This is a genomic window from Caulobacter sp. GW456-12-1-14-TSB4, from assembly GCF_059424195.1.
The window spans coordinates 111,136-133,206 of record NZ_JBWKZF010000013.1 but is presented as its reverse complement, the minus strand read 5'-3'; the positions used below and the strand labels follow the sequence as shown (position 1 = coordinate 133,206).

17 protein-coding genes are annotated in these 22,071 nt (G+C 68.2%); 9 read left to right on the top strand and 8 right to left on the bottom strand.

Annotation, left to right across the window (positions count from 1 at the left end; genetic code table 11):
* Window positions 1-118 precede the first annotated feature (118 nt).
* From AC07YH_RS14365 to lptF, 3 genes are read right to left on the bottom strand one after another with little or no spacing between them, the layout of a single operon-like run.
* Complete coding sequence (locus tag AC07YH_RS14365) at window positions 119-2,551, bottom strand: LPS-assembly protein LptD (RefSeq protein WP_494747650.1); 2,433 nt, start codon at window positions 2,549-2,551, stop codon at window positions 119-121.
* Entirely contained in the window at window positions 2,544-3,650 is a 1,107-nt protein-coding gene (gene lptG, locus AC07YH_RS14360; protein WP_494747667.1) for an LPS export ABC transporter permease LptG, read from the bottom strand. Before lptG ends, AC07YH_RS14365 begins: the two co-directional genes overlap by 8 nt.
* On the bottom strand, window positions 3,647-4,786 hold the full coding sequence (gene lptF / locus AC07YH_RS14355) for an LPS export ABC transporter permease LptF (RefSeq protein WP_494747649.1): 1,140 nt from the start codon (window positions 4,784-4,786) through the stop codon (window positions 3,647-3,649). The genes lptG and lptF overlap by 4 nt, the downstream gene beginning before the upstream one ends.
* Window positions 4,787-5,010: 224 nt before the next feature.
* On the opposite strand from lptF, the gene AC07YH_RS14350 reads away from it, so the two are divergent.
* From AC07YH_RS14350 to AC07YH_RS14330, 5 genes are all read left to right on the top strand, one after another.
* Window positions 5,011-6,492: a leucyl aminopeptidase gene (locus tag AC07YH_RS14350; RefSeq protein WP_494747648.1), complete on the top strand. Its 1,482-nt coding sequence runs from the start codon at window positions 5,011-5,013 to the stop codon at window positions 6,490-6,492.
* Window positions 6,493-6,494: 2 nt separating this feature from the next.
* Entirely contained in the window at window positions 6,495-6,956 is a 462-nt protein-coding gene (locus tag AC07YH_RS14345) for a DNA polymerase III subunit chi (RefSeq protein WP_494747647.1), read from the top strand.
* Window positions 6,953-7,306, top strand: a complete 354-nt coding sequence (locus AC07YH_RS14340) for a peptidase inhibitor I78 (RefSeq protein ID WP_494747646.1) — start codon at window positions 6,953-6,955, stop codon at window positions 7,304-7,306. The genes AC07YH_RS14345 and AC07YH_RS14340 overlap by 4 nt, the downstream gene beginning before the upstream one ends.
* A 90-nt stretch (window positions 7,307-7,396) precedes the next feature.
* On the top strand, window positions 7,397-9,871 hold the full coding sequence (locus AC07YH_RS14335; RefSeq protein WP_494747645.1) for an MASE1 domain-containing protein: 2,475 nt from the start codon (window positions 7,397-7,399) through the stop codon (window positions 9,869-9,871).
* A gap of 85 nt (window positions 9,872-9,956) precedes the next feature.
* Window positions 9,957-11,648, top strand: a complete 1,692-nt coding sequence (locus AC07YH_RS14330; RefSeq protein WP_494747644.1) for a cellulase family glycosylhydrolase — start codon at window positions 9,957-9,959, stop codon at window positions 11,646-11,648.
* A 142-nt stretch (window positions 11,649-11,790) separates the two neighbouring features.
* Here AC07YH_RS14330 and AC07YH_RS14325 read toward each other — a convergent pair whose 3' ends face one another.
* Window positions 11,791-12,540 (bottom strand): SDR family oxidoreductase, encoded by a 750-nt coding sequence (locus AC07YH_RS14325; protein ID WP_494747643.1) that lies wholly within the window; start codon window positions 12,538-12,540, stop codon window positions 11,791-11,793.
* 133 nt (window positions 12,541-12,673) lie between these two features.
* Between AC07YH_RS14325 and AC07YH_RS14320 the strand changes: the two genes are divergently transcribed.
* Entirely contained in the window at window positions 12,674-13,579 is a 906-nt protein-coding gene (locus AC07YH_RS14320; protein WP_494747642.1) for a LysR family transcriptional regulator, read from the top strand.
* Window positions 13,580-13,583: 4 nt separating this feature from the next.
* Here AC07YH_RS14320 and AC07YH_RS14315 read toward each other — a convergent pair whose 3' ends face one another.
* Window positions 13,584-13,985, bottom strand: coding sequence for a hypothetical protein (locus tag AC07YH_RS14315; protein ID WP_494747641.1), 402 nt, complete (start codon window positions 13,983-13,985; stop codon window positions 13,584-13,586).
* A gap of 102 nt (window positions 13,986-14,087) precedes the next feature.
* On the bottom strand, window positions 14,088-15,953 hold the full coding sequence (locus AC07YH_RS14310) for an ABC-F family ATP-binding cassette domain-containing protein (protein ID WP_494747640.1): 1,866 nt from the start codon (window positions 15,951-15,953) through the stop codon (window positions 14,088-14,090).
* A gap of 94 nt (window positions 15,954-16,047) precedes the next feature.
* Between AC07YH_RS14310 and ndk the strand changes: the two genes are divergently transcribed.
* The 3 genes from ndk to AC07YH_RS14295 all read left to right on the top strand — a co-directional run bounded on the left by ndk (window position 16,048) and on the right by AC07YH_RS14295 (window position 19,867).
* Complete coding sequence (gene ndk / locus AC07YH_RS14305) at window positions 16,048-16,467, top strand: nucleoside-diphosphate kinase (RefSeq protein ID WP_494747639.1); 420 nt, start codon at window positions 16,048-16,050, stop codon at window positions 16,465-16,467.
* A gap of 123 nt (window positions 16,468-16,590) precedes the next feature.
* A complete protein-coding gene (locus AC07YH_RS14300) occupies window positions 16,591-18,192 on the top strand; it encodes a tetratricopeptide repeat protein (RefSeq protein WP_494747638.1) in 1,602 nt (533 codons plus the stop codon).
* A 133-nt stretch (window positions 18,193-18,325) separates the two neighbouring features.
* Window positions 18,326-19,867 (top strand): tetratricopeptide repeat protein, encoded by a 1,542-nt coding sequence (locus AC07YH_RS14295; RefSeq protein WP_494747637.1) that lies wholly within the window; start codon window positions 18,326-18,328, stop codon window positions 19,865-19,867.
* Between the two features lies 1 nt (window position 19,868).
* Here the strand turns inward: AC07YH_RS14295 and AC07YH_RS14290 are convergent, their stop codons facing one another.
* Both AC07YH_RS14290 and AC07YH_RS14285 read right to left on the bottom strand, forming a co-directional pair.
* Window positions 19,869-21,332 carry a serine hydrolase domain-containing protein gene (locus AC07YH_RS14290; protein WP_494747636.1) on the bottom strand — a complete coding sequence of 488 codons (1,464 nt, stop codon included), beginning with the start codon at window positions 21,330-21,332 and terminating at the stop codon, window positions 19,869-19,871.
* 66 nt (window positions 21,333-21,398) lie between these two features.
* Window positions 21,399-22,013 carry a DedA family protein gene (locus AC07YH_RS14285; RefSeq protein WP_494747635.1) on the bottom strand — a complete coding sequence of 205 codons (615 nt, stop codon included), beginning with the start codon at window positions 22,011-22,013 and terminating at the stop codon, window positions 21,399-21,401.
* Window positions 22,014-22,071 lie beyond the last annotated feature (58 nt).

The following is a 22,071-nucleotide window of genomic DNA, read 5'->3' as shown; positions in this document are numbered from 1 at the left end:
GTTATCATGTTTTCGGAAGTGACGAACGCCAAATCTGACGTTTCCTCCTGGGCGTCGCCTCCGAGACGCAGCTTACGGAGGCGTGCGAACAGGGCACGCCCCCCAAAGACGTGTTCACTCATCGACCCGCGTATCCTGCGGCGCCCAATGTGGCGAACGAAAGGCTGAAGACGATCGTACGGTCAGGCTGCAGCCGCAGACCCTGGGCCGTCGAGGCGTAGCGGTCCTGCTGCTGGTAGATCACGTCGATGCGGATGCAGTCGTCCTGGTAGGCCACGCCGATGTCGCGGCGGCGCCAGACGTCGGCGACCATGTCGCGCTGGCCGAAGGTGGTCAGCGAGAAGTGTTTGGTCACCTTCAGTTCGCCACGCGCTTCGAAGTTTTCCTGGCGGTTGCCGTTGGCGTCCAGCTCGTCCTTCAGGTAGCGCACCGAGGCGTAGCCACGGTTGGTGAAGGCGTCGAGGCCCGTTTCCAGGCGACGGATCTCCTGGGTGTCCGAATCGAGGCGGGTGCGGGCGAAGGCGGTGATGCCGCGGATCGGCGTCACGGTCGCGGCGACCACCCAGTCGGACGTCTTCTCCTGCAGGCCCGTGCGGGCCGGCAGAAGCGGGTCGAACTTGGTGCGGAAGCTGCGGCCGACCAGGATGCTGCCGCTGCGGCCGCCGGGCAGGGTGTAGGTGGCGCGGCCGCCGACGTTCAGGCGCTGGCCGCCCTCATAGAGGTCGAAGCCCGGCGACTTGTTGGCCGAGAACAGGTTGGTCTCGTCGAATTCCAGCGTCGCGCTGTCTTCGTTGTAGAGATAGGTCGTCGTCCCGTTGCGGGCGACGACGGTCGGCACGCGCGAGCTGTCCGAGCCGACCGCGACCTGGGCCAGGGGCTCCAGCACGATGTTGCCGCCGTTCTTCAGCGGCTTGTAGAACGGCAGGCTCAGATCGACGCCGCCGACGCCCAGGGCGCGGGTGTAGGTGTCCTTGCTGTCGTCGCCCAGAGCCGCCGCGGCGGGGGTGATGTACGACTTGATCGAATAGGCGTCGCCGCGCGCCTGGGCGAAGGGCGAGACCTTCAGGCCGTTGCCGACGATGGTGCTGGAGCGCCAGTCGGCCTTGAAGCTGGCGCGGCTGGAGTCGACGCCGCTCTGACCCTTGTAGTCGGGCAGATAATAGGGCGGCTCGCCGTACTGCGACTCAGAGCGGTTGAGCATGACGCCCGAGCCTTGCAGGCGCAGACGGCCGCCCAGCACGGGGCTGTCCGGCTCCCAGCGGGCCTCGACCAGCGGACCAATCAGCGGGAAGGCGCCGCTGTTCTCGAAGGCGTTGGCCGAGTTGGTCGTCGGGTTGATGCCCACGACGCGCAGGCCCTGGACCGAGACGGCCGAGACCGAGAACCACGACCGCGCGTCCTGGCGGGTGGCGAACAGCTGCGAGACCAGGCGATGGTCGTCGCTGGTGAACAGGCCGCGCTGCACATAGACGTCGTTGATCTTGTACTTGTCGAACAGCAGGGCGTCGGAGACGCGCTCGGCCGTGAAGCCCCACTTCCACTTCTCGTCGATGTCGAACTTGCCGTTGGCCAGGATGTAGCTGCGGGCCGTCGACTGGCCGAAGCGGTCGCCGTGGATGTCGAAATCCTTGTCGTACGTGAAGCCGCCGCGCGCCTCGACCGTGCCCGAGTAGAAGCGCTTGCGGTAGTTCACGTTCAGGAACGGATTGACGCCCGTGCTGATCTGCGGGGCGATGATCACGTCCGACGAGGGCGAGATCACGTAGTAGTAGGGCTGGTTGTACGAGGTGCCCCGGCCCTTGGAGAAGTCGATCTTCGGCGCCAGGAAGCCCGAGCTGCGCTTGGCCTGCGGATCGGGGTGCCAGAACAGCGGCAGGTACAGGATCGGCGCGCCCCACAGGTGGATGGTGGCGTTCTTGTAGTAGATTAGCTGCTTCTGCTTATCCTGGACGATCTTGTCGGCCGAGACCGACCAGGTCGGCCGAGGCTTCTCGGCGCAGACCTCGCAGGGCGTGTAGATCGCCCGGTTCAGTTCCTGGATGTTGGCGTTGCGGCGCACGGCGGTGACCGACGCGATCTTCATGTTCTGGTCGAGGCGGGCCGCGAAGTTCTCGGCGAAGCCGGCCTTCATGTCCTTGTCGAGTTCCAGGTGATCGGCGAACTCGGCGGTGCCGTCGGGATTGAGCAGCTGGACGTGACCATTGGCGACGATCTCGCCGGTCTTGGAATTGTAGATGACCTCGTCGGCGCGCAGGGTGCGGCCTTGATAGCGGCTCTGCACCTTGCCGCGCGCGGTCATGATCTGGTTGACGTCGTCCCGGATCAGCAGGTCGGACTCGAGGTAATAGCCCTCGTCCGTCAGGCCGTCGGACGGCGTGGCGGGCACCACCGGCGTCGGCGGGATCGAGGCCAGGCTCTGCTGGGCGTGGGCCGCGCCCGCGCAGGCGAGCGCCAGCCACGCCGCGCCGCTGAGCAGCAGCGCGCGACCGGCGGACGGGACGCTGGGACGCGTTTCAGTCATGAATGACCCTGGCAGCAATGACTCACCCATCTTCCGTATAGCAAAGCAAAGTGAAGCCCGCCAAAAGCGCGATCGTCGGCGGTGTCCAAGCGGCGATAAAGGGGACCAGAACGTCCGCCTTGCCCAGGGTGCTGCACAGCTCGTTGAAGAAAAAGAATCCGAAACCCAGCGCGACGCCGGAGCCGGCCAGGGCCGCCAGGCCCCCCAGGCGCATCAGGCGCAGCGAGAACGCCGCCGCCAGCACCGACATGGCCGCGAACAGCACCGGCGTGGCCAGGTCCTGTTGCAGGCGCAGCTTGAACGGCGCGGCCGAGAAGCCGGCGTCCTCGGTCCGCTGGATCGTCGCCGGCAGTCGCCAAAGGGCCACGGCCTGGGGCGTGTTGAAGCGTTCCGAGGCGGTGCGGTCGTCCAGGTTGGACGGGATCGACAGGCTGTCGGAGCGGATGGCTCCGGCGCCGGGCGTGGCCTCGCGCACGCCGGTCAGCCGCCAGAAGCCCGGCTCCAGCCGCGCCTCGTTGGCCTCGATCCGGCGGGTGAAGTCCATCACGCCCTTGGCGTTCAGGGTGTAGACGAACAGCGACACGCCCTTCAGGCGCACCGAGCCGTCGATGACGTCGCGGGCCCGGGCGCGGATGACGATCTGGGTCTTGTCGTCGCCCTGGCGCAGCCACGTGCCCTTGGGGGTTTCCTTCAGATAGCCGTTCATCAGCGCGTCGCGCTCGGTCTCGAACTTGGCGGTCATGGCCGTGGTCAGCGGGTTGAGCAGGGTGATGCTCAGGAGGCCGATCACGAACGAGGCCATGGCCGCGGGCATGATGAAGCGCCAGGCCGAGACGCCGGCCGCGCGCATGGCGATCAGCTCGCTGCGCCGGTTCAGCTCGACGAACGCCCACATGGTGCCGAACAGGAAGACGAACGGCGCCAGCACCAGGATGGTGGCCGGCGACTGCAGGATGGTCAGGTACAGCAGCTGCAGGAAGGTCGCGTCGGCGCGCGTGCCGACATTGCGAGCGATATCGACGAAGGCGATCAGCATCACCATCGCCCCCAGCACGGCCAGGGCCGCGACCAGCGAGCTCATGGTGCGCTTGAGGACGTAGCGTTCCAGCATGCCCATGGTCAGCATCAGGCGGCTCCCGACAGGGCGGGGGTCGCCTTGGCCATCTTGGCGGCGCGGCGCGGCGAGACCTTCTGGCGGAAGATCTGCGACAGGCTCCACCACATGGCGGCCAGCGGCACCATGTACTGCAGGACGTTCAGCCAGACGCCGTCCTCGCAGGCGGCCTGCACGCCGAAGCCGACGATGCGGACCACCGCGGCGGCGGCGCCGACGGCGGCCATCCGCTTGCCATAGCCCATGCGGCTGAACGAACCGCCCAGCACGGCGGCCAGGGCCATGGTCATCAGGGCCAGGCTGTAGAGTGGGCTGGCGAAGCGCGAATGGCCCTCGGCCAGCAGCTTGCCCTTGTTCCGCTGCTCCCACTCCTGCGTCATGTCCGGGAAGAACAGCTCGTGCGGATAGCGGTCGGCGATCTTGTAATGCACCAGCTCGTCGGTGTGCGACAGGCTGGACAGGTCGAAGGTGTACTCGTCGAACGAGGTGTATTGCAGCACGCCTTGGCGCGAGAACTGCTGGTTCGAACCGTGGCGCATGATCAGCACCGGCTGGCCCTTGCGCATGGCGATCTCGGCCTCGCGCGACGAATAGGTCGAGGCGCCGCCGTTCGCGGTGTCCTGGTGGATGAACAGGTTCTGGATCTTGTTGTCGCGGTCGATCGACTGGGCATAGACGGTCAGGCCCGGGCCCGGCTCGGTGAACTGGCCCGGCTGGACCAGGGTCGAGGCCACGTCGCTCTTGATGTCGAACGAGGTCTCGCGGATCTGGCGGGCGCTCCAGGGCTGCAGCCACAGGCCCGAGACCAGCGAGATCAGGGCCGCGATCACCGCCAGGCGCATGGCCGGCGAGATGACCGCCCAGCGGCTCATGCCGCCGGCGAAGCAGACGACGATTTCCTGCTCTGTGTGCAGACGGTTCAAGGCCACCAGCGCGGCCACGAACAGCGCCAGCGGCATCATGATGCCGAGAAGCTGGGGCAGGGCCAGGACGATGATCTTGAGGAACACCAGCGCGCTCTGGCGCTGCTCCACCAGCACGTCGAATTCCGACAGGCTGCGCGCCAGCAGGGCAAGCGCCACCAGGGCCGCCGTCGCCAGCAGCGTCGGGCCTAGCAACTGCCGGAAAAGATAGCGTTCTATGAGGCGCATCTAGTGGGGTTCGGGGCGGATGGATTCGTGGGACGAACCCCGAAGATGGGTCGTTCTACACGGGGGCTTCGCGTCGGCACAACCGGTGAGCTGACTTAGCTGTGCCGAGTGGGGTCGAACGGAGCCTTTTCTATGGCGCCGCATTGGACTATGCCGCCTAGTTCGAGATGAGCGGCAGCGCGTCGGACGCGCCCCTTAGAAGTCGCCAGATGCAGGAGCGCGGCATGCGTATCGAGTTCGTCCCCGTCGACACCCAGGCCGGCGCCGCCGCCGCGCTCGCGGTCCTCGCTCACGAGGGCGCGGCCCTGTCGCCGGAGGCCAAGGCCGCCAATGAGTCGACTGGCGGCGCCCTGGCGCGCGCCATCGCCGGCGGTCGCTTCACCGGCGCCAAGGGCCAGACCCTGGACCTCGTGGCCCCGCACGGCCTGGAAGCCGCCCGCCTGGTGCTGATCGGCGTCGACGGCTCGGGCGCGGTGGAGCCGGAAGCGGTCGAGACCGCCGCCGCCGCCGCCTATCAGGCCGTGAAGACCACGGGCGTCACCGAGCTGGTCCTGAAGCTGGGCGCCGACGCCGAGAGCGCCGCCCGCGCCGCCTTCGGCGCGCGCCTCGCCGCCTATCGCTTCGACAAGTACCGCACCACCGAGAAGGCCGAGAAAAAGCCCTCGGTCCAGGTGATCAAGGTCGCCGCCGCCGACCCGGTCAAGGCGCAGAAGGCCTATGAACCGCTGTCGGCCCTGGCCGACGCCATCGTCTTCAGCCGCGATCTGGTCTCCGAGCCGGCCAACATCCTGCATCCGGAAGAGTTCGCCGCCCGCGCCAAGAGCCTGGAAAGCCTCGGCCTCGAAGTTGAGGTCCTGGGCGAGGCCCAGATGGCCGAGCTGGGCATGGGCAGCCTGCTGGGCGTGGGCCAGGGCAGCCGCCGCGAAAGCCAGCTCGTCATCATGAAGTGGACCGGCGCGGCGGATAAGAACGCCCAGCCGATCGCCTTCGTCGGCAAGGGCGTGACCTTCGACACCGGCGGCATCTCGATCAAGCCGGCCGACGGCATGGAAGACATGAAGTGGGACATGGGCGGCGCGGCCGCCGTGACCGGCGTCATGCACGCCCTGGCCGGCCGCAAGGCCAAGGTCAACGCCATCGGCATTCTCGGTCTTGTCGAGAACATGCCCGACGGCAACGCCCAGCGTCCGGGCGACGTGGTCACCTCGATGTCGGGTCAGACCATCGAGGTCATCAACACCGACGCCGAAGGCCGCCTCGTGCTGGCCGACGCCCTCTGGTACTGCCAGGATCGCTTCAAGCCGCAGTTCATGGTCAACCTGGCCACCCTGACCGGCGCGATCATCATCGCCCTGGGTCACGACTACGCCGGTTTGTTCAGCAATAACGACGGCTTGTCGGAAAAGCTTCTCGCCGCCGGCAAGGCCGAGCGCGAGACCCTGTGGCGCCTGCCGCTGCCGGCCGCCTACGAGAAGCAGATCGAAAGCCCGATCGCCGACATGAAGAATATCGGCGGCCGCCCGGCCGGCTCGATCACCGCCGGTCTGTTCCTGCAGCGCTTCGTCAACAACGTGCCATGGGCCCACCTCGACATCGCCTCGACGGCCTGGAAGAAGCCCTCGGCCGATCCGACCGTGCCGGACGGCGCGGCCGGCTTCGGCGTGCGCCTGCTGAACCGCCTCGTCGCCGACGCCTACGAAGGCTGAGCATGACGGCCGCGCTTTGCGAGGTCTGGTTCTACCACCTGGAGCGCTCGCCGCTCGAGGCGGTGCTGCCCGAGCTTCTGGAGAAGACGCTCGGGCGGGGCTGGAAGGCGCTGGTGCGGGGCGGTGATCCCAAGCGAATGGAGGCGCTGGACCAGCACCTCTGGACCTTCCGCGAGGACAGCTTCCTGCCGCACGGTCTGGCCAGCGAGCCGATGGCCGAGCGCCAGCCGGTGCTGCTGACGGCCGAGGACGGCAACCCGAACGCCGGTGACGCGCTGTTCCTGATCGACGGGGCCGAGCCCGGCGACCTGGCGGGGGTTTCGCGCTGCATCCTGCTGTTCGACGGTCGGGATGACCAGGCGCTGGCCATGGCGCGGGGCCGCTGGTCCGTCTTCAAGAAGGCCGGGCATCCGGTGTCCTACTGGCGCCAGGGCGCCGAACGCGGTTGGGAGAAGCAGGCATGAAGCGCGCATTGTCCGTACTGGCTCTGGGTCTGCTCCTGGCCTCGTGCTCCAGCGCGCCCGAGCCGGCCCCGCCGCCGCCGCCGGCCACGCCCACCGCGCCGCCGGCTATCGCCTTGCCCGCCAAGCCGCCGATCTCGTCGTCGATCGACGCGTCCAAGGATCAGTGCGGGCTGAAGGATGCCCAAGCCTATGTCGGCAAGCCGCGCACCAGTCTGCCGGCTCCGGTCGATCCGTCGCGCTGGCGGGTGGCCTGCACGACCTGTCCGGTGACCATGGATTACCGCGCCGACCGCTTGAATATCCTGTTCAATGCCGATACCGGCGTCGTCCAGGAAGTGAAGTGCGGCTAGAAACCATGTTACGCCAAGCTTTCCTGGCGTTTTCCCAGTTCCGATGAAATAACCGAATCGCCGGGGATTCCGCGCCGGCCGGTTCAGCGCATGGTCGACCACTCGACGATCGTACCCAAGACCCGTGATAACTTGGCGGCCACGCTGTTGGCCGCCGCCGGCGTCGCGTTCGGGTTCGCCGGTCTGGCCTATCTCTGCGTCGAAATCCCTCGCGCCTACGGTCATGTCACGCCGATCTGGCTGTCGAACGGCTTCCTGGCCGCGTGCCTGCTGTCGTCGCCCACGCGGCGGTGGCCGGCGTTGGTGATCGGCGCGGTTTTGGGCGCATTGATCGCGGGCGCCCATGCCGGCGACAGCCCGATGGTCAACGCCATCCTGGTCACCCTGAACGTATGCGAGGGCCTTCTGGCGGCCGTCGCCGTGCGCCGGATCGCGGGGGAGGCCATCGACCTGGGCCGCCCGCGCGACATGCTGACCTTCGTGCTGCTGGGCGGCTTCATGGCGCCGACGATCGTGGGGACCATCGCCTCGTCGATCCATACGATGCTGCGCGGCGGCGATCTGCTGAGCAACGTGACCGGCTGGGTGCTGAACGACATCCTGGGCATGCTGACCATCGGGCCGTGCCTGCTGGTGCTGTTCCGGGCCAACCTCTATCTGCGCGAGCGGCCGCTGAGCCGCGACGGGGTGCTGTCGATCGTGGCCTGCGGGCTGACCGCCGCCGCCGTCTTCGGCCAAAGCCGCTATCCGCTGCTGTTCGTAGTGCCGCCGGTCATGCTGCTGGCGGCCTGGCGCCAGGAGGTGCTGGGCGCCGTCCTGGGCGTGATGCTGGTGGCGGCCATTTCCCTGGTCCTGACCATCGCCGGCCAGGGCCCCATCCACCTGATCCTGGCGGGCTCGGCCACCCAGTCGACGGTGCTGCAGCTGTTCCTGGCGGTCTCGACCTTCGTCGCCCTGCCGGTCGCCGCCTTCCAGCGCCAGCGCCGGGCGATCATGGCCCAGCTGGTCGAGACCAGCGCCGGCGCCGAACGCAGCGAGGCCAAGTTCCGCCTGTTGGCCGAGAGCGCCCTGGACATCATCGCCCATAGCGACCTGCACGGGCAGATGAACTACGTCTCGCCCGCCGCCCGCGCGATCATGGGTTATGAGCCCGAGGAGCTGCTGGGGACGGCCTATCTGAAGACCCTGCACCCCGACGACATCCCGAAGATCGGCGTGGTGGTCCAGGCCCAGCGCGAGTGTCCGAACGCCGCCTCGGCCCCGCCGGCCGCCACGGTCGAATACCGCGCCTTCCGCAAGGACGGCGGCATGATCTGGCTGGAGTCGCGTCCGACCCTGGCCTGCGACCCGGTCACCGGCGTCCCGACCGGCATCACCGACATCATCCGCGACGTCACCGCCCGCAAGACGCTGGAGCTGGAACTGCGCGCCGCTCGCGCCGAGGCCGAGGCCGCCGCCGCCGTGAAGGGCGAGTTCCTGGCCAATATGAGCCACGAGCTGCGCACGCCGCTGACCGCGGTGATCGGCTTCGCCAACCTGGCGGCCGACGAGCCGGACCTGTCGCCGCGCGCCCAGCGTTATCTCGACCGCATCGCCGCCGGCGGCCAGACCCTGCTGACGACGATCAATGACATCCTCGACTTCTCGCGGCTGGAGACCGGGCGCATCGCCCTGAACATCCGCCCGACCAGCGTGCCCGACCTGGTGGCCGAGGTGATCGAGCTGACGAGCACGGGGGCCAGCGCCAAGGGCCTGGTGCTCAGCGCCCGAGGCCTCAACACCTTGCCGGCCCTGGTGATGATCGACCCCGAGCGCGTGCGCCAGGTGTTGGTCAATCTGGTCGGCAACGCGGTGAAGTTCACGGACGCCGGCACGGTCAGCCTGGCCGCGGCCCATCACGAGGGCCGCCTGCGCATCGCCGTCGTCGATACCGGGCGAGGCGTGGCCGCCGAGGACCAGGCGCTGATCTTCGCCCGCTTCTCGCAAATCGACGCGGCCCTCAACCGCCAGCACGGCGGCACCGGCCTGGGCCTGGCCATCTCCAAGGGGCTGGTCGAGCTGATGGGCGGCCAGATCGGCGTCGAGAGCGAGGACGGCAAGGGCGCGCGCTTCTGGTTCGAGATCCCGGCCCACGTCGCGGCCGAGGACGACGACCATATCGACGAGACCGAGATTCCGCTGCCGCCGCCCGGCAGCCGCGTGCTGGTGGTCGATGATAACGCCGGCAACCGCGAGCTGGTCCGCTCCGTGCTGGAGGCCGTCGGGGTCGAGGTCGCCGAGGCCCAGGACGGGGAGGAGGGCGTCGCCGCCGCGGCAGCGGCGCCCTATGACGCCATCCTGATGGACCTGCGCATGCCGCGCCTGGACGGCGTCTCGGCCGCCCAGCGTATCCGGGCCGAGCAAGGGCCCAGCGCCGGCGCGCCGATCATCGCCTTCTCGGCCGACGTGCGGATGGGGCCGCTGGACCCGGTGTTCGATGGCGCGACGCCCAAGCCGCTGACGGTGATGTCGTTGCTGTCGACCCTGGCCCTGGCGCTCGGCTCGCCCAATCCCGCGACGGCCTAGACAACGTTGTCATCATGCGGCACGAAGTGGCCTGACCAGTAAGCGTCGCCCGTTCCGAAGGCGACCTCGGACGGGAGGCCTTCGCATGAAAAAGCTCGTGCATTCCTTGTTTTTTGGCAGCGCTCTGGCGCTCGCTCTGCTTTCGACCTCCGCTCATGCAGAAGGCTGGCTGAAGGCCAAGGACGCCCGCATCGTCGACGAGACCGGCAAGCCTTACCTGCTGCGCGGCATGGGCCTGGGCGGCTGGATGCTGCAGGAAGGCTACATGCTGCGCCTTTCCAAGCTGGGCCAGCAGCACGTCATCCAGGGCAAGATCGCCGACCTGGTCGGGCCCGAGCGCCAGAAGGCCATCCACCAGGCCTGGCTCGACAATCACACCACCAAGGTCGACATCGACGCCATGGCCGCCTGGGGCTTCAACTCCGTGCGCCTGCCGATGCACTACGACCTGCTGACCCTGGCCGTCGACCAGGAGCCCAAGGCGGGCGTCGACACCTGGAAGGAGGACGGCTTCCAGCGGATCGACCAACTGCTGGCCTGGACCAAGGCCAACGGCATGTACTTGATCCTCGACTTGCACGCCGCGCCCAGCGGTCAGGGTAACGACCTGCCGATCGCCGACCGCGATCCGAGCAAGCCCTCGCTGTGGGACAGCCCCGAGGCCCGCCGCAAGACCATCGCCCTCTGGAAGAAGCTGGCCGCCCGCTACAAGGACGAGCCGATGATCGGGGCCTACGACCTGATCAACGAGCCCAACTGGGACTTCGACGGGCCCGGCAACACCCACGGCTGCAAGGACGAGAAGCAGGCGGGGCTGTGGAGTTATTACCAGGAGCTGACGGCCGCGATCCGCGAGATCGACCCGCGCCACATGATCATCCTGGAAGGCAACTGCTGGGGCAATAACTACAAAGGCATGCCCAAGCCCTGGGACGCCAACATGGCGCTCAGCTTCCACAAGTACTGGAACAACAACGACGAGGCCTCGATCGAACAGCATTTGAAGCTGCGCGAGGAAACGGGCCTGCCGCTGTGGTTGGGCGAGAGCGGCGAGAATTCCAACGTCTGGTTCGCCGACTCCATCCGCCTCGTGGAGAGCCAGGGCATCGGCTGGGCGTTCTGGCCGCTGAAGAAGATCGGCTTCAACCAGCCGCTCGAGATCAAGGTCGACCCGGCCTATGACGACGTCGTCGCCACCCTGACCGGCGAGGCCAAGACGCCGGTCAGCGCCGACAAGGCCTATCAGGTGCTGATGAAGGTCGCCTCGCACGACGTCCGCTTCGAGAACAACGAGGCCCATCCCGACGTCATCGACGCCATGTTCCGCCAGCCGCACGACGCGACGGTCCGGCCGTTCAAGAAGCACGTGGTCGGGGCCAAGGGCGCGACGATCCCGGCCTGGGAATACGATCTGGGCGTCGTCGGCGCGGCCTATGCCGACAGTGACGTGGCCAACTACCACGTCTCGACCGGCGGCGAGCGCACGCCGTGGAACCGGGGGCGGACGGGGCGGAACGACGGGGTGGACTTGAAGCGCGGCGCGGGCGGGCTGGTGGTCACCGACTTCAGCGCCGGCGAGTGGCTGCGCTACACGGTCTCGGCGACAAGTGGGCGCTACGTCGTGAGCCTAGTCGGGACTGGGCCGATGGAGGTGGCGGTCAACGGCGATCCTGCAAAGGGCAAGGTCGTGACTTTGCTGCCGGGGACCAACACGCTGGTGGTGAAGTCGACGGGGGCCGCGAGCCTCAGCGCCATCAAGTTCGCGCCCGCCAAATAGCCCACAAAACTTGTCATCCCGGAAAGCGCGGAGCGCTTGTCCGGGACCCAGGGGCGGCGCGCACGGCGTTCACGCACCCCCTGGGTCCCGGACAGCCTCTGCGAGGCTTCCGGGATGACAAGCTATTTGCGGGCTTGAGCCCCTACAGCGTGCTCATCCCGCCATCGATGATCAGCTCGCTGCCGACCGTGAAGCGGCTCTCGTCCGAGGCCAGGAAGATCACCGCGTCGGCGATCTCCTTGGGCTCGCCGAAGCGGCCGGCCGGCAGGTTGGCCAGGATGCCGGCCGACATGGCGTCCAGCGAGGCGGCGTCGAGACCCAGCTTGCCGTAGAGCGGCGTGCTCACCGGCCCGGGGCTGATGACGTTGACGCGAATCCCGCGACCGATCAGCTCGCCCGACAGCGTGCGGGCCAGCGAGATCAGGCCGGCCTTGCTGGCGGCGTAGACGCTGGAATTGGGCATGCCGATATGGGCGTTGATCGAGCCGTTGAAGACGATCGAGGCCGGGTTGCTGAGGATCGGGGCCAGGGCCTGGACCAGGAACAGCGGGCCCTTCAGGTTGACGTTGATGGCGCGGTCGAAGGTCTCTTCGGTCCAGCTTTCCAGCGGACCGAACGGGGCGATGCCGGCGTTGACGAAGACGGCGTCCAGCTTGCCGAAGGCGGCTTCGACGGTCTTGGCGATCGTGGCTTGAGCGGCCACGTCGCCGGCGTCGGCCAGGATGGCCAGGACGTCGCCGCCCAGAGCCGCTTTGGCTTCTTCCAGGCGTTGAGCGTTGGCGCCGGTGATGGCGACCTTGGCGCCTTCTTCCAGGGCGCGCTGGGCGGCGGCGAAGCCGATGCCGGTGGTGCCGCCGGTGATCAGGATGGTCTTGTTGGCGAGGCGGGACATGAGGTGATCCTTCCGTTTGACGGGCCGGCGCACCGCGCGTCGGTCAGTGACGATGATTTAGGCTGAGCCCTCGACTTGAACGATGGGCGGAAACGCGATCTATCATTCAGCTTAAGTGAATGATGAGGCGCCCATGGACCGACTGCGCGCATTCGAGATGTTCACCACCGTGGTCAGCCGTGGCGGCTTCGCCAAGGCGGCCGAGGCGCTGGACACCTCGCCGGCCAATGTCACCCGCTACGTCGCCGAGCTGGAGGCCCATCTCGGCGCGCGACTGCTGAACCGCACCTCTCGCCGCCTGTCCCTGACCGAGGCGGGCGAGGCGCTGTACGAGCGGGCCCGCGCCATCCTCGACGAGATCGCCGAGGCCGAAGCCGCCGCCTCGGCCAATGTCGCCGAGCCGCGCGGCCGCCTGCGGATCAACGCGCCGCTCAGCTTCGGCGTCCGCCACCTGGCGGAGCTGTGGCCGGTGTTCATGGCTCGCCATCCGAAGGTCGAGCTGGAGATCAGCCTGTCGGACCGCGTCGTCGATCTGGTCGAGGAGGGCTACGACCTGGCCATCCGCATTTCGCGCGGCGGTTCGCAGGCGCATGTGGCGCGCAAGCTGGCGACCTCGCGCAATATCGTCTGCGCCTCGCCGGACTATCTGAAGACTTATGGGACGCCCGCCACGCCCGACGAACTTTCGACCCACCGATGCCTGGCCTACAGCTACACCGCCATGGCCGAGGACTGGCGACTGACCCACCAAGACGGCCGGGAGGCCACGGTGCGGATGCGGCCGGTGATGTACTCGAACAACGGCGACACGACGCGCTCAGCGGCGCTGGCCGGACAGGGCGTGATCTGGCAGCCGACCTTCATCATCGGCGAGGACCTGAAGGCTGGTCGCCTGGTGCGGCTGCTGCCGGAGTGGAGCCTGCCGGACATCGACGTGCTGGCCGTCTATCCCAGCCGGCGGCACTTGAGCGCCAAGGTGCGCCTGATGGTGGATTTCCTGGCCGAGGCGTTCAAGGGAACGCCGCCGTGGGACCAGTAGCGGGCTAGCGCTTGCCGACGCCCGGGAACATCGCCACGCCGTCCTCGAACACGCCGAGATAACCCAGCTCGCCCAGCAGGGGCGTCAGGTCCTCAACCAGGTCGCCCGAGTGGGGCAGGTGCGCGGGGCGGCCGTTCTGATCGTGCAGGCGGTAGACCGTCCACATCTTGCCCTTTGGCGCGGCGGCGCCGGGCTGGATGAACTTGTGTTCCCAGCCGACCAGCGGCGGGACGCGGCCGACCTCGATGTCGAACGGGCGGTCACGGAACGCCAGGTCCATCTCGATGCGCATGGCCTCGCCGATGCGGGCGTTCACCCAGTCGGCGAAGGATTCCAGGACCACCGACGCGGACAAGCCTTCCGGATTGGCCACGACATGGTTGCGAGGATGGGCGGGCGTCGTCATGCAAACGTTGTACGCCCCAGGAAGTCGAGGAAGACCTAAACTTCTTGGTTCACGACGGTTTACCCTAAACTTTCCCGATCCTTTCGAGCTTAATCTCGCGCCTCAGGCCTCGGCTTCCGCCAGCTCCTCGGCCAGGCTCATCCACGCCGTCTCGGCCTCGTCCAGCTTGGCCTGGGCGTTGTCGCGGCGCTTGGTCAGCTCGGCCACCTTGCCCGGGTTCTTCACATAGAGGTCCGGATCGGCCAGTTGGGCTTCCAGCTCGGCGAGGTTGCGCGTGCAGCGGGTCATCACCTGCTCGGCGGCCTCGACCTTGCGACGCAAAGGCTCGATAGCGACCGTCTTCTTCGGCGCGGCGCCCGTGGGCTCGGGCTCGCGCGCGACCTGGGTCGGCTTCACCGCCTGCTTGGCGCGGTCCAGCACGAACTTGGCGTAGTCGTCCATGTCGCCGTCGAACGGCTTCACCGTGCCGTCGGCGGCCAGCCACAGGCGGTCGGCGACCAGTTCCATCAGCGAGCGGTCGTGGGTGATCAGGATCACCGCGCCGCTGTAGTCGTTCAGCGCGTCCAGCAGGGCGCGGCGGCTGTCGATGTCCAGGTGGTTGGTCGGCTCGTCCAGGATCAGCATGTGCGGCGCGTCCATCGCCACCATGTTGAGCAGCAGCCGGGCGCGCTCGCCGCCCGACAGGTTGGCGACCGTGGTCTCCTGCTTCTCGAAGCCCAGGCCGAACTGGGCCAGCTTCGAGCGGCGCGAGCTTTCCGAGGCGTCCGGCATGGCCCGGCGGATGATCTCCAGCGGGGTGTCCACGGGATCCATCGCCTCGATCTGGTGCTGGTGGAACCAGCCGACCTTCATCTTCTTGTCGCGGTGCAACTCGCCCTTCTGAACGGTCAGGGCGCCGGCGATCATCTTGGCGAAGGTCGACTTGCCCGCGCCGTTGACGCCCAGCAGGCCGATGCGGTCGTCCAGGTCCATGCGCAGGTTCAGGTTCTTGAGGATCGCGCGCTCGGCCTCGTAGCCGACGTTCGCCTTCTCCAGGCGAATGAGCGGCGGCGCCAGCGGGCGCGGCGGCGAGGGCAGGGTGAAGGGCGCGACGCGCTCCTCGATCGTGGTGGCCACCGGCTGCATCTTGGCCAGGCGCTTCATGCGCGACTGGGCTTGGGCGGCCTTGGAGGCCTTGGCCTTGAAGCGATCGACGAAGGCCTGCAGGTGGGCGCGCTCGGCGTCCTGCTTGGCCTTGGCGGAGAGCTGCAAGCGGGCCTTCTCGGCGCGGCGCTCCTCGAAGTCGTCGTAGCCGCCGGTGTAGAGTTCCAGCTTGCCGCCGGCCAGGTGCAGCATGTGCGTGCAGCTGTTGTTCAGCAGCTCGCGGTCGTGGCTGACGATCAGGGCGGTGTGCGGATATTTCTGGAGACGAGCTTCCAGCCAAAGCGCGCCTTCCAGGTCGAGATAGTTGGTCGGTTCGTCCAGCAGCAGCATGTCGGGCTCGGCGAACAGCGCCGCCGCCAGCGCCACGCGCATCCGCCAGCCGCCCGAGAACTCGCTCATCGGTCGCGCCAGGTCGTCCTGCGTGAAGCCGAGACCCACCAGGATTTCCGAGGCCTTGGCGGGGGCGGCGTCGGAATCGATCTCGATAAGCCGGCCCCAGATCTCACCCATCTCCTCCGGATCGGCGGTTTCCAGCCGGGTCAGCAGGCCGTGACGTTCCTCGTCGGCCTCCAGCACGGTGTCCAGCAGGGTGAAGGGCGTGGCCGGGTGTTCCTGGTCCACCGACCCGATCCGCGCGGTCTTGGGCAGGCTGATCTCGTCGTCGCCGGCGTGCAACTGGCCCAGGATCAGCTTGAACAGTGTGGACTTGCCCACGCCATTGCGTCCGATCAGACCCACCTTGGACCCCGGCGGCAGGCTGACGCTGGCGTGGTCGAAGAACTTGCGTCCCCACGCATTGAAAGTCAGGTCACGGATCTGAAGCATTTTATGAAGGTTACGCGTCGGGGTTGGCGGGGAGGAGGCGCCCGGCTATAAGCCCGCAACCTGCCAATCCACAACTTTTCTGTGAGATCACTCCGTGACCGAACGCACCTTCTCGATCATCAAGCCGGACGCCACCCGTCGTAACCTGACCGGCGCCATCAACGCGGTGATCGAGGCCGCTGGCCTGCGCATCGTCGCTCAGCGCCGCGTGCAGCTGACCGAAGCCCAAGCCAAGAAGTTCTACGAAGTCCACGCCGAGCGTCCGTTCTACGGCGAACTGGTCGGCCAGATGACCGCCGAGCCGGTCGTCGTCCAAGTGCTGCAAGGCGAAGGCGCCGTGGCCAAGTACCGTGAAGTCATGGGCGCCACGAACCCGGAAAACGCCGACGAAGGCACGATCCGCAAGCTGTTCGCCCTGTCGATCGGCGAAAACTCGGTCCACGGCTCGGACAGCCTGGAGAACGCGGGCATCGAAATCGCCCAGTTCTTCACCGAAGACCAGATCGTCGGCTAAGGCTTTCGCCTTACCGATCGCGAGAAGGCCGGGGCGAAAGCTCCGGCCTTTTTGTTTGCGCGGGCGACATGCGCGGAACGCATCCAGCGCCTATCGTGCGGCTGACTCGCTCGGGGAGGGTGCGTGACGTCTGTTCGAGCCATCGCGGTCGCGTGCGGCCTGGCCGTCGCGCTGACGGCTGGCGCGGCGCACGCCCAGTCCCAGTCCAAGTCCATGACCAAGGCCCTCACCGACGATGTCATCGTCGTCACGCCCCAGGCTAGCGGCCGCTGGCTGCGGGCCGAGAGCGACCACGTCATCGTCTATTCGAACGAAGGACCGGAGGTGTTGCGCCGGGTGGTCGGTGACCTGGAGGCGCTGGATCAGACGCTGCGCGGGCTCTATCCGCGGTCGGCCGGGCCGTCGCCGCGCAAGTATCCGATCTATCTGGTCCGCTCCGTCGAGCCGACCGAGACCGCCAACGCCACCTACAGGCGCTTCCTGCCAGGCGCGCCAGCCTCGTCGCTGTCGATGAACGTGGCCGAGCCGGACGACATCTTCGCCGTCGTGGTGCGCGACAACTTCCGCTACTTCAACGCGGTGGACGTGACGGCGGGCGACGACAGCGTGCTGGGCGCCTATGCGCTGCACTTCTTCAGCGAGACCTTCCCGTTCCGCCAGCCGCGCTGGCTGATCAAGGGCGCGGCGATCTATTACAGCGCCATCGACATCAAGCCCGACAAGGTGGTGATCGGCGCGGCGCCGGCCCTGTTCGACCTGACGCGGGTCTGGGGTAGCCCGGGCGGCTTCGCCGACGTCATCGGCGAGACGGGGGCCGGCGAGACCGTTCCGAACCGCCGCTTCGACGCGCGGGCGGCGGTTCTGGTCCGCTATCTATGGTCGGACCCGGACCGCAAGGCGCGGCTGGACGCCTATCTGCGGCGCGTGGAGGGCGGGGAGCGCGACCTCCAGTCCGCCTGGACGCAGATCTTCGGCGAGCCGCCGGACAAGCTCGAGCCCCGGCTGATGGAGTTCGTGCGCCAGAAGCCCGTCCTGACCACGATCCCGCGCCCGACGGGGCCGCCGCCCACGATCAAGATCCGGGCGATGCCGGCGGGGGCCGAGGACCTGATCCTGGAAATCCAGCAACTGAAGGCCGGGCCGCCCAACGACAACCGCGCCAATCTGCTGCGTCGCTTCCGCAAGGCCGCCGATCACCGGCCGGCCGAACGCTACACCCGCCAGGCCCTGGCTCGGGCCGAGATCAACATCGGCGACCGTGACGCCGGCGAGAAGATCCTGGAGCAGCTCCTGGCCGAGGATGGCGGCAATCTGGAGGCCTTGCGGCTGATGGGGACCAGCAAGCTCTATCGGGCCGCCGCTGATCACGATCATCGGCTGGCGCTGCTGGCCGAGGCGCGGGCCTATCTGGAAAAGGCCGACGTGGCCGAGCCCAACGACTATCAGACCCTGTTCCTTCTGGCCCAGACCATGGCCACCGACGAGGTCCCGTCGCCCGAGCGCCTGGCCCTCCTGCGCCGCGCCGTCACCCTGGCGCCGGAGGTGCCGAAGATCCGCCTGGTGGCGGCGGTGGCCTTCCTGATGGCCGACGACACCGAGACGGCCTTCCAGCTGCTCAAGCCCATGGCCGCCGATCCCAATGGCGGCGAGGCCTCGCGCCAGGCCCGGCGGGTGCTGGAGCTGATCGAGAAGTACGAGGCGGAGCCGGAGAAAACGGGGAACTAGAGCGTCCGCTCCGACCAGAGCGGCTTCGGGTTGTCTGGCCTGCGAAGGTCGTCCTAAGGTCGATCCCCGGTTGCGGGAAGACTCGGCGTTGGGGACGGGGATGGCGTTCAGACGGATGCTAGCGGCGGTTCTGTTGGCGGCCGGACTGGCGACGACCCCGCTGGCGGTAGAGGCGGCCAACCGCGCCCCGCGCGACATCGTCGTCACGCCTCAGGGCACGGGGCGCTGGCTGCGGGCCGAGAGCGATCACGTCATCGTCTATTCGGACGAGAAGCCCGCGGTGCTGCGCCGCGCGGTCGAGGACGTGGAAGTCCTGGATCGGACCTTGCGCACGCTCTACGGCAAGCTGGACGCGCCGCCGCCGCGCAAGTTCCCCATCTACCTGGTCAGGGCGCCCAAGCGCGATGACAAGGTCAACACGGACTATCAGCGCTTCCTGCCCGGCGCGGTCGTCGGCGCGCTTTCGGTCTATGTGGCCGAGCCCGAGGACATCTTCGCCGTCGTGGTGCGCGACAGCTTCGCCTTCCATAAGGTGGAGGACGCGACGGCCGGCGACGACGGCGTCCTGGGCGCCTATGCGCTGCACTTCTTCAGCGAGAACTTCCCGTTTCGCCAGCCGCGATGGCTGACCAAGGGTGCGGCGCTCTACTACAGCTCGATCGACATCCAGCCCGACCATGTGGTGATCGGCGGCGTCCCGGCGCTGTTCGACAACAGCCTGGCGGTCCAGAACCTTTATGCGCTGCCCCACCTGATCGCCGAGCGGGCGCTGTGGAGCGATCCGCAGCGCTGGGGCTACGACGCCCAGGCCGGAGCTCTGGTGCGCTACCTGTGGTCCGACCCCGTCCGCAAGGCGCAGCTGGCGGCCTATCTGAACCGGCTGGAGGAGGGCTCCGACGATCCGAAGGCAGTCTGGGCCGAGGTGTTCGGCGAGCCTCCGGAGACGCTGCCGGCGCGGGTGAGGGCCTTCCTGTCCACGCCGGCCATCCGCACGACCCTGCCACGACCAGGCGGGCCGCCGCCGACCATCCGCCTCCGGCGGATGTCCAAGGGCGCCGACGAGTTGATCTTCGAGCTGCAGCGCCTGAAAGCCGGGGGCGACACCGCCGGTCTGCTGGACCAGTTCCGCAAGGCGGCCGCGCGCCGTCCGGGTGAGCGCTACAGCCGCCAGGCCCTGGCGCGCGCCGAGATCATGCTGGGGGACCGCGACAAGGGCGAACAACTGCTGGCCGAGCTGCTGGATGAGGACGGCGGCAACCTGGACGCCTTGCGGCTGATGGGGATGAGCAAGCTCTATCGGGCGGTCGCCGACCCCGAACATCGCGGCCAGCTCCAGGCCTCGGCGCGCGTGTACCTGGAGCGCGCCGACAAGGCCGAGCCCAACGACTACGCGACCCTGTTCCTGCTGGCCCAGACCATGGCCACGGGCGAGACGCCGTCGCCCGAACGGCTGGCGCTGCTGCGCCGCGCGGTGAGCCTGGCGCCCGAGGTGGCCAAGATCCGCATCGTGACGGCGGCGGCCTTCATGACGGCGGACGACGACCGCACCGCCTTCCAGCTGCTGAAGCCGATCTCGGTCGATCCCAATGGCGGGATCGCGGCCTATCAGGCCCAGCAGCTGCTGGCGGCTTTGGAGCGGGAGAAGGGGAAGGCGCCCCCGGCGCCGGCGCGCTGACCTATCGTCGGACGTAGGTCTGGTCGTCGTAGATGAGCTTATGGGGCGCTTCGAAGCGGATGATCTGGCCCGTGAGCGGGATCAGTTCGACCCGCACGCTCTCCGGATCGGCGGCGGCCTCGGCGGACGAGGACATCACTCCGGCCTTGATGATCATGCGACCGTGGTCCTGCGCGACCTCGATGCGTCCCATGGCCGGGTTCTCGTAGACCCCGGCATAGGCCTTGTTCGACTGCCCCAGGGACCACGGCCGCGCGGCGCGTTCGGCGCGACCGGCCATCAGACCCTTGAAACGCTTGTCGCGGCGGGCGACCAGCGCGGCCAGCTCCTTGTCGTAGGCGGCTTCCAGGTCGGGGCGGCCAGCGAAGCGGTCATAGGCGTAGTCGGCCACCAGATCGACCAGCTCGCCGGCCATGGCGTCCTCGTTGGCCATGACCGCCACGCCCACGCCGCGCGCCGGCATGAACGAGACGTGGGCCCGCGATCCGGCGAAGTTGCCGAAGTGGTGGATCAGCACCGCGTCGCCATAGCGACCGACCTGCCAGCCCAGGCCATAGCCGTCGCGCACATACGGGCCGAAGATCGTCTGCTGAGCGACCAGCGGCTTGTGCGTCCCGGCGACGAGGCCGGCTGGGAACAGGCGCTTTCCATCCAGCACTCCGTCGTTCAGCTGGATCTCCAGCCAGCGGGTCATGTCGTTGGCGGTCGAGACCAGGCCGCCCGCCGACTGCATGGTGGCGTTGGTCTTCTGCAGAGGGCTGGGCGCCATGCGGCCGTCGGGACCGGGCGTGTGGCCCGACGCGATCGGCGCCCTACGTCGCGCTTGGTCGATCCTGGCCGTGGTGCGGGTCATGCCGGCGGGGGCCAGGATCTCTTTGTCCACCATTGCGCGCCAGTCGCGGTCGAAGCGGTCCTCGATCAAGGTGGTGGCCAGGTTGTAGCCGGTGTTGGTGTAGCGGAAGGTCCCATAGGGTGTCGCCGAGCTGCGGATGGTGTTCGCCAGCAGGGCGCTCGTGACCTTCGGCGTGTATTCGCCCGAATAGGCCGCGCGGTAGGCGATCGGTTCGTTCTCCAGGCCCGAACGGTGGCTCAGCAGGTCGTTCAGGGTGATCGAGGCGGCGATGTCGGCAGGCAAGGGGCTTTTGCCGATCCAGCTCTTCAGGGGCGCGTCGAGCGTCAGGTCGCCGCGCTCAGCCATGGCGTCGATCGAGAGCGCGGTGAAGGCCTTGGTCGCCGAGGCGATATAGAAGCCGGTGTCCGCATCGACGGCCTTGCCAGTCCGCAGGTCCGCCACGCCATAGCCGGCCGTCATGACCACGTCCGGTCCTTGGACGACGGCCACGGACATGCCGGGCACGACCTCGATCCGAGCCATCGCCTTGCGGACGAAGGCATCGATGTCCCGCGCCTCCGGAGCAGACGGGGCGGTCAGCAGGGCGGCGGCGAGGAATGCGGCGATGGACATGGCGGAAGCCTCCCTGCGGGTAAGAGGCTTCGACGGCGGCGTTTGGAGGCGTGCGCCCGGAATTATTTAGAGCGCGGTCCGCGTCCGCTTGACCCACATCACGCCCAGGCCCGCCGCGAGCACCACGGCCAGGACGACGCCGCCGGCCAGAGCCGGGTCCGAGCCGAACAGTCGCAGGTTCTGGGCGGCCAGGTAGCCGGGGGCCAGCAACGAGATCACCCAGATCGGCGCCGACAGGATGTTGGCGACCTGGAAGCTCCAGCCGCGTGTGCGCGACATGCCGGCCAGGATCGGGATGAAGGGGCGGGCCGGACCCAGATAGCGGGCGGCGGCGATGGCCAGGACGCCGTGACGGCGGGTCATCAGCTTGGCGCGGGCCAGCAGGCGGCGCTTTCCGGCGAAGAGGAGGCGCGCGGCGCGGCGGCCGCCCAGGCCTCGTCCCATGAGGTAGGAGAGGGCGTCGCCGGCGGCCGCTCCGGCGCTGCACCACAGGACGGCCTCGACCGGATGCAGCACGCCCTGGGCCACCAACGCCCCGGCGGCCAGCATGACGCCGAGGATCGGGATCAACAGGCCCACGACCAGCAGGGCTTCCAGCAAGGTGAAGGCGAACAGGATCGCGCCCGCCCAACCGGCGTGGTCGGCGGCGAGTTTCGAGAGATCGGCGATCAGTGCGTCCATGAACGGCATCATGGCGCGAGATAGTGACGATCCGCTGAGCCGGCAGGGTTAACTGCCT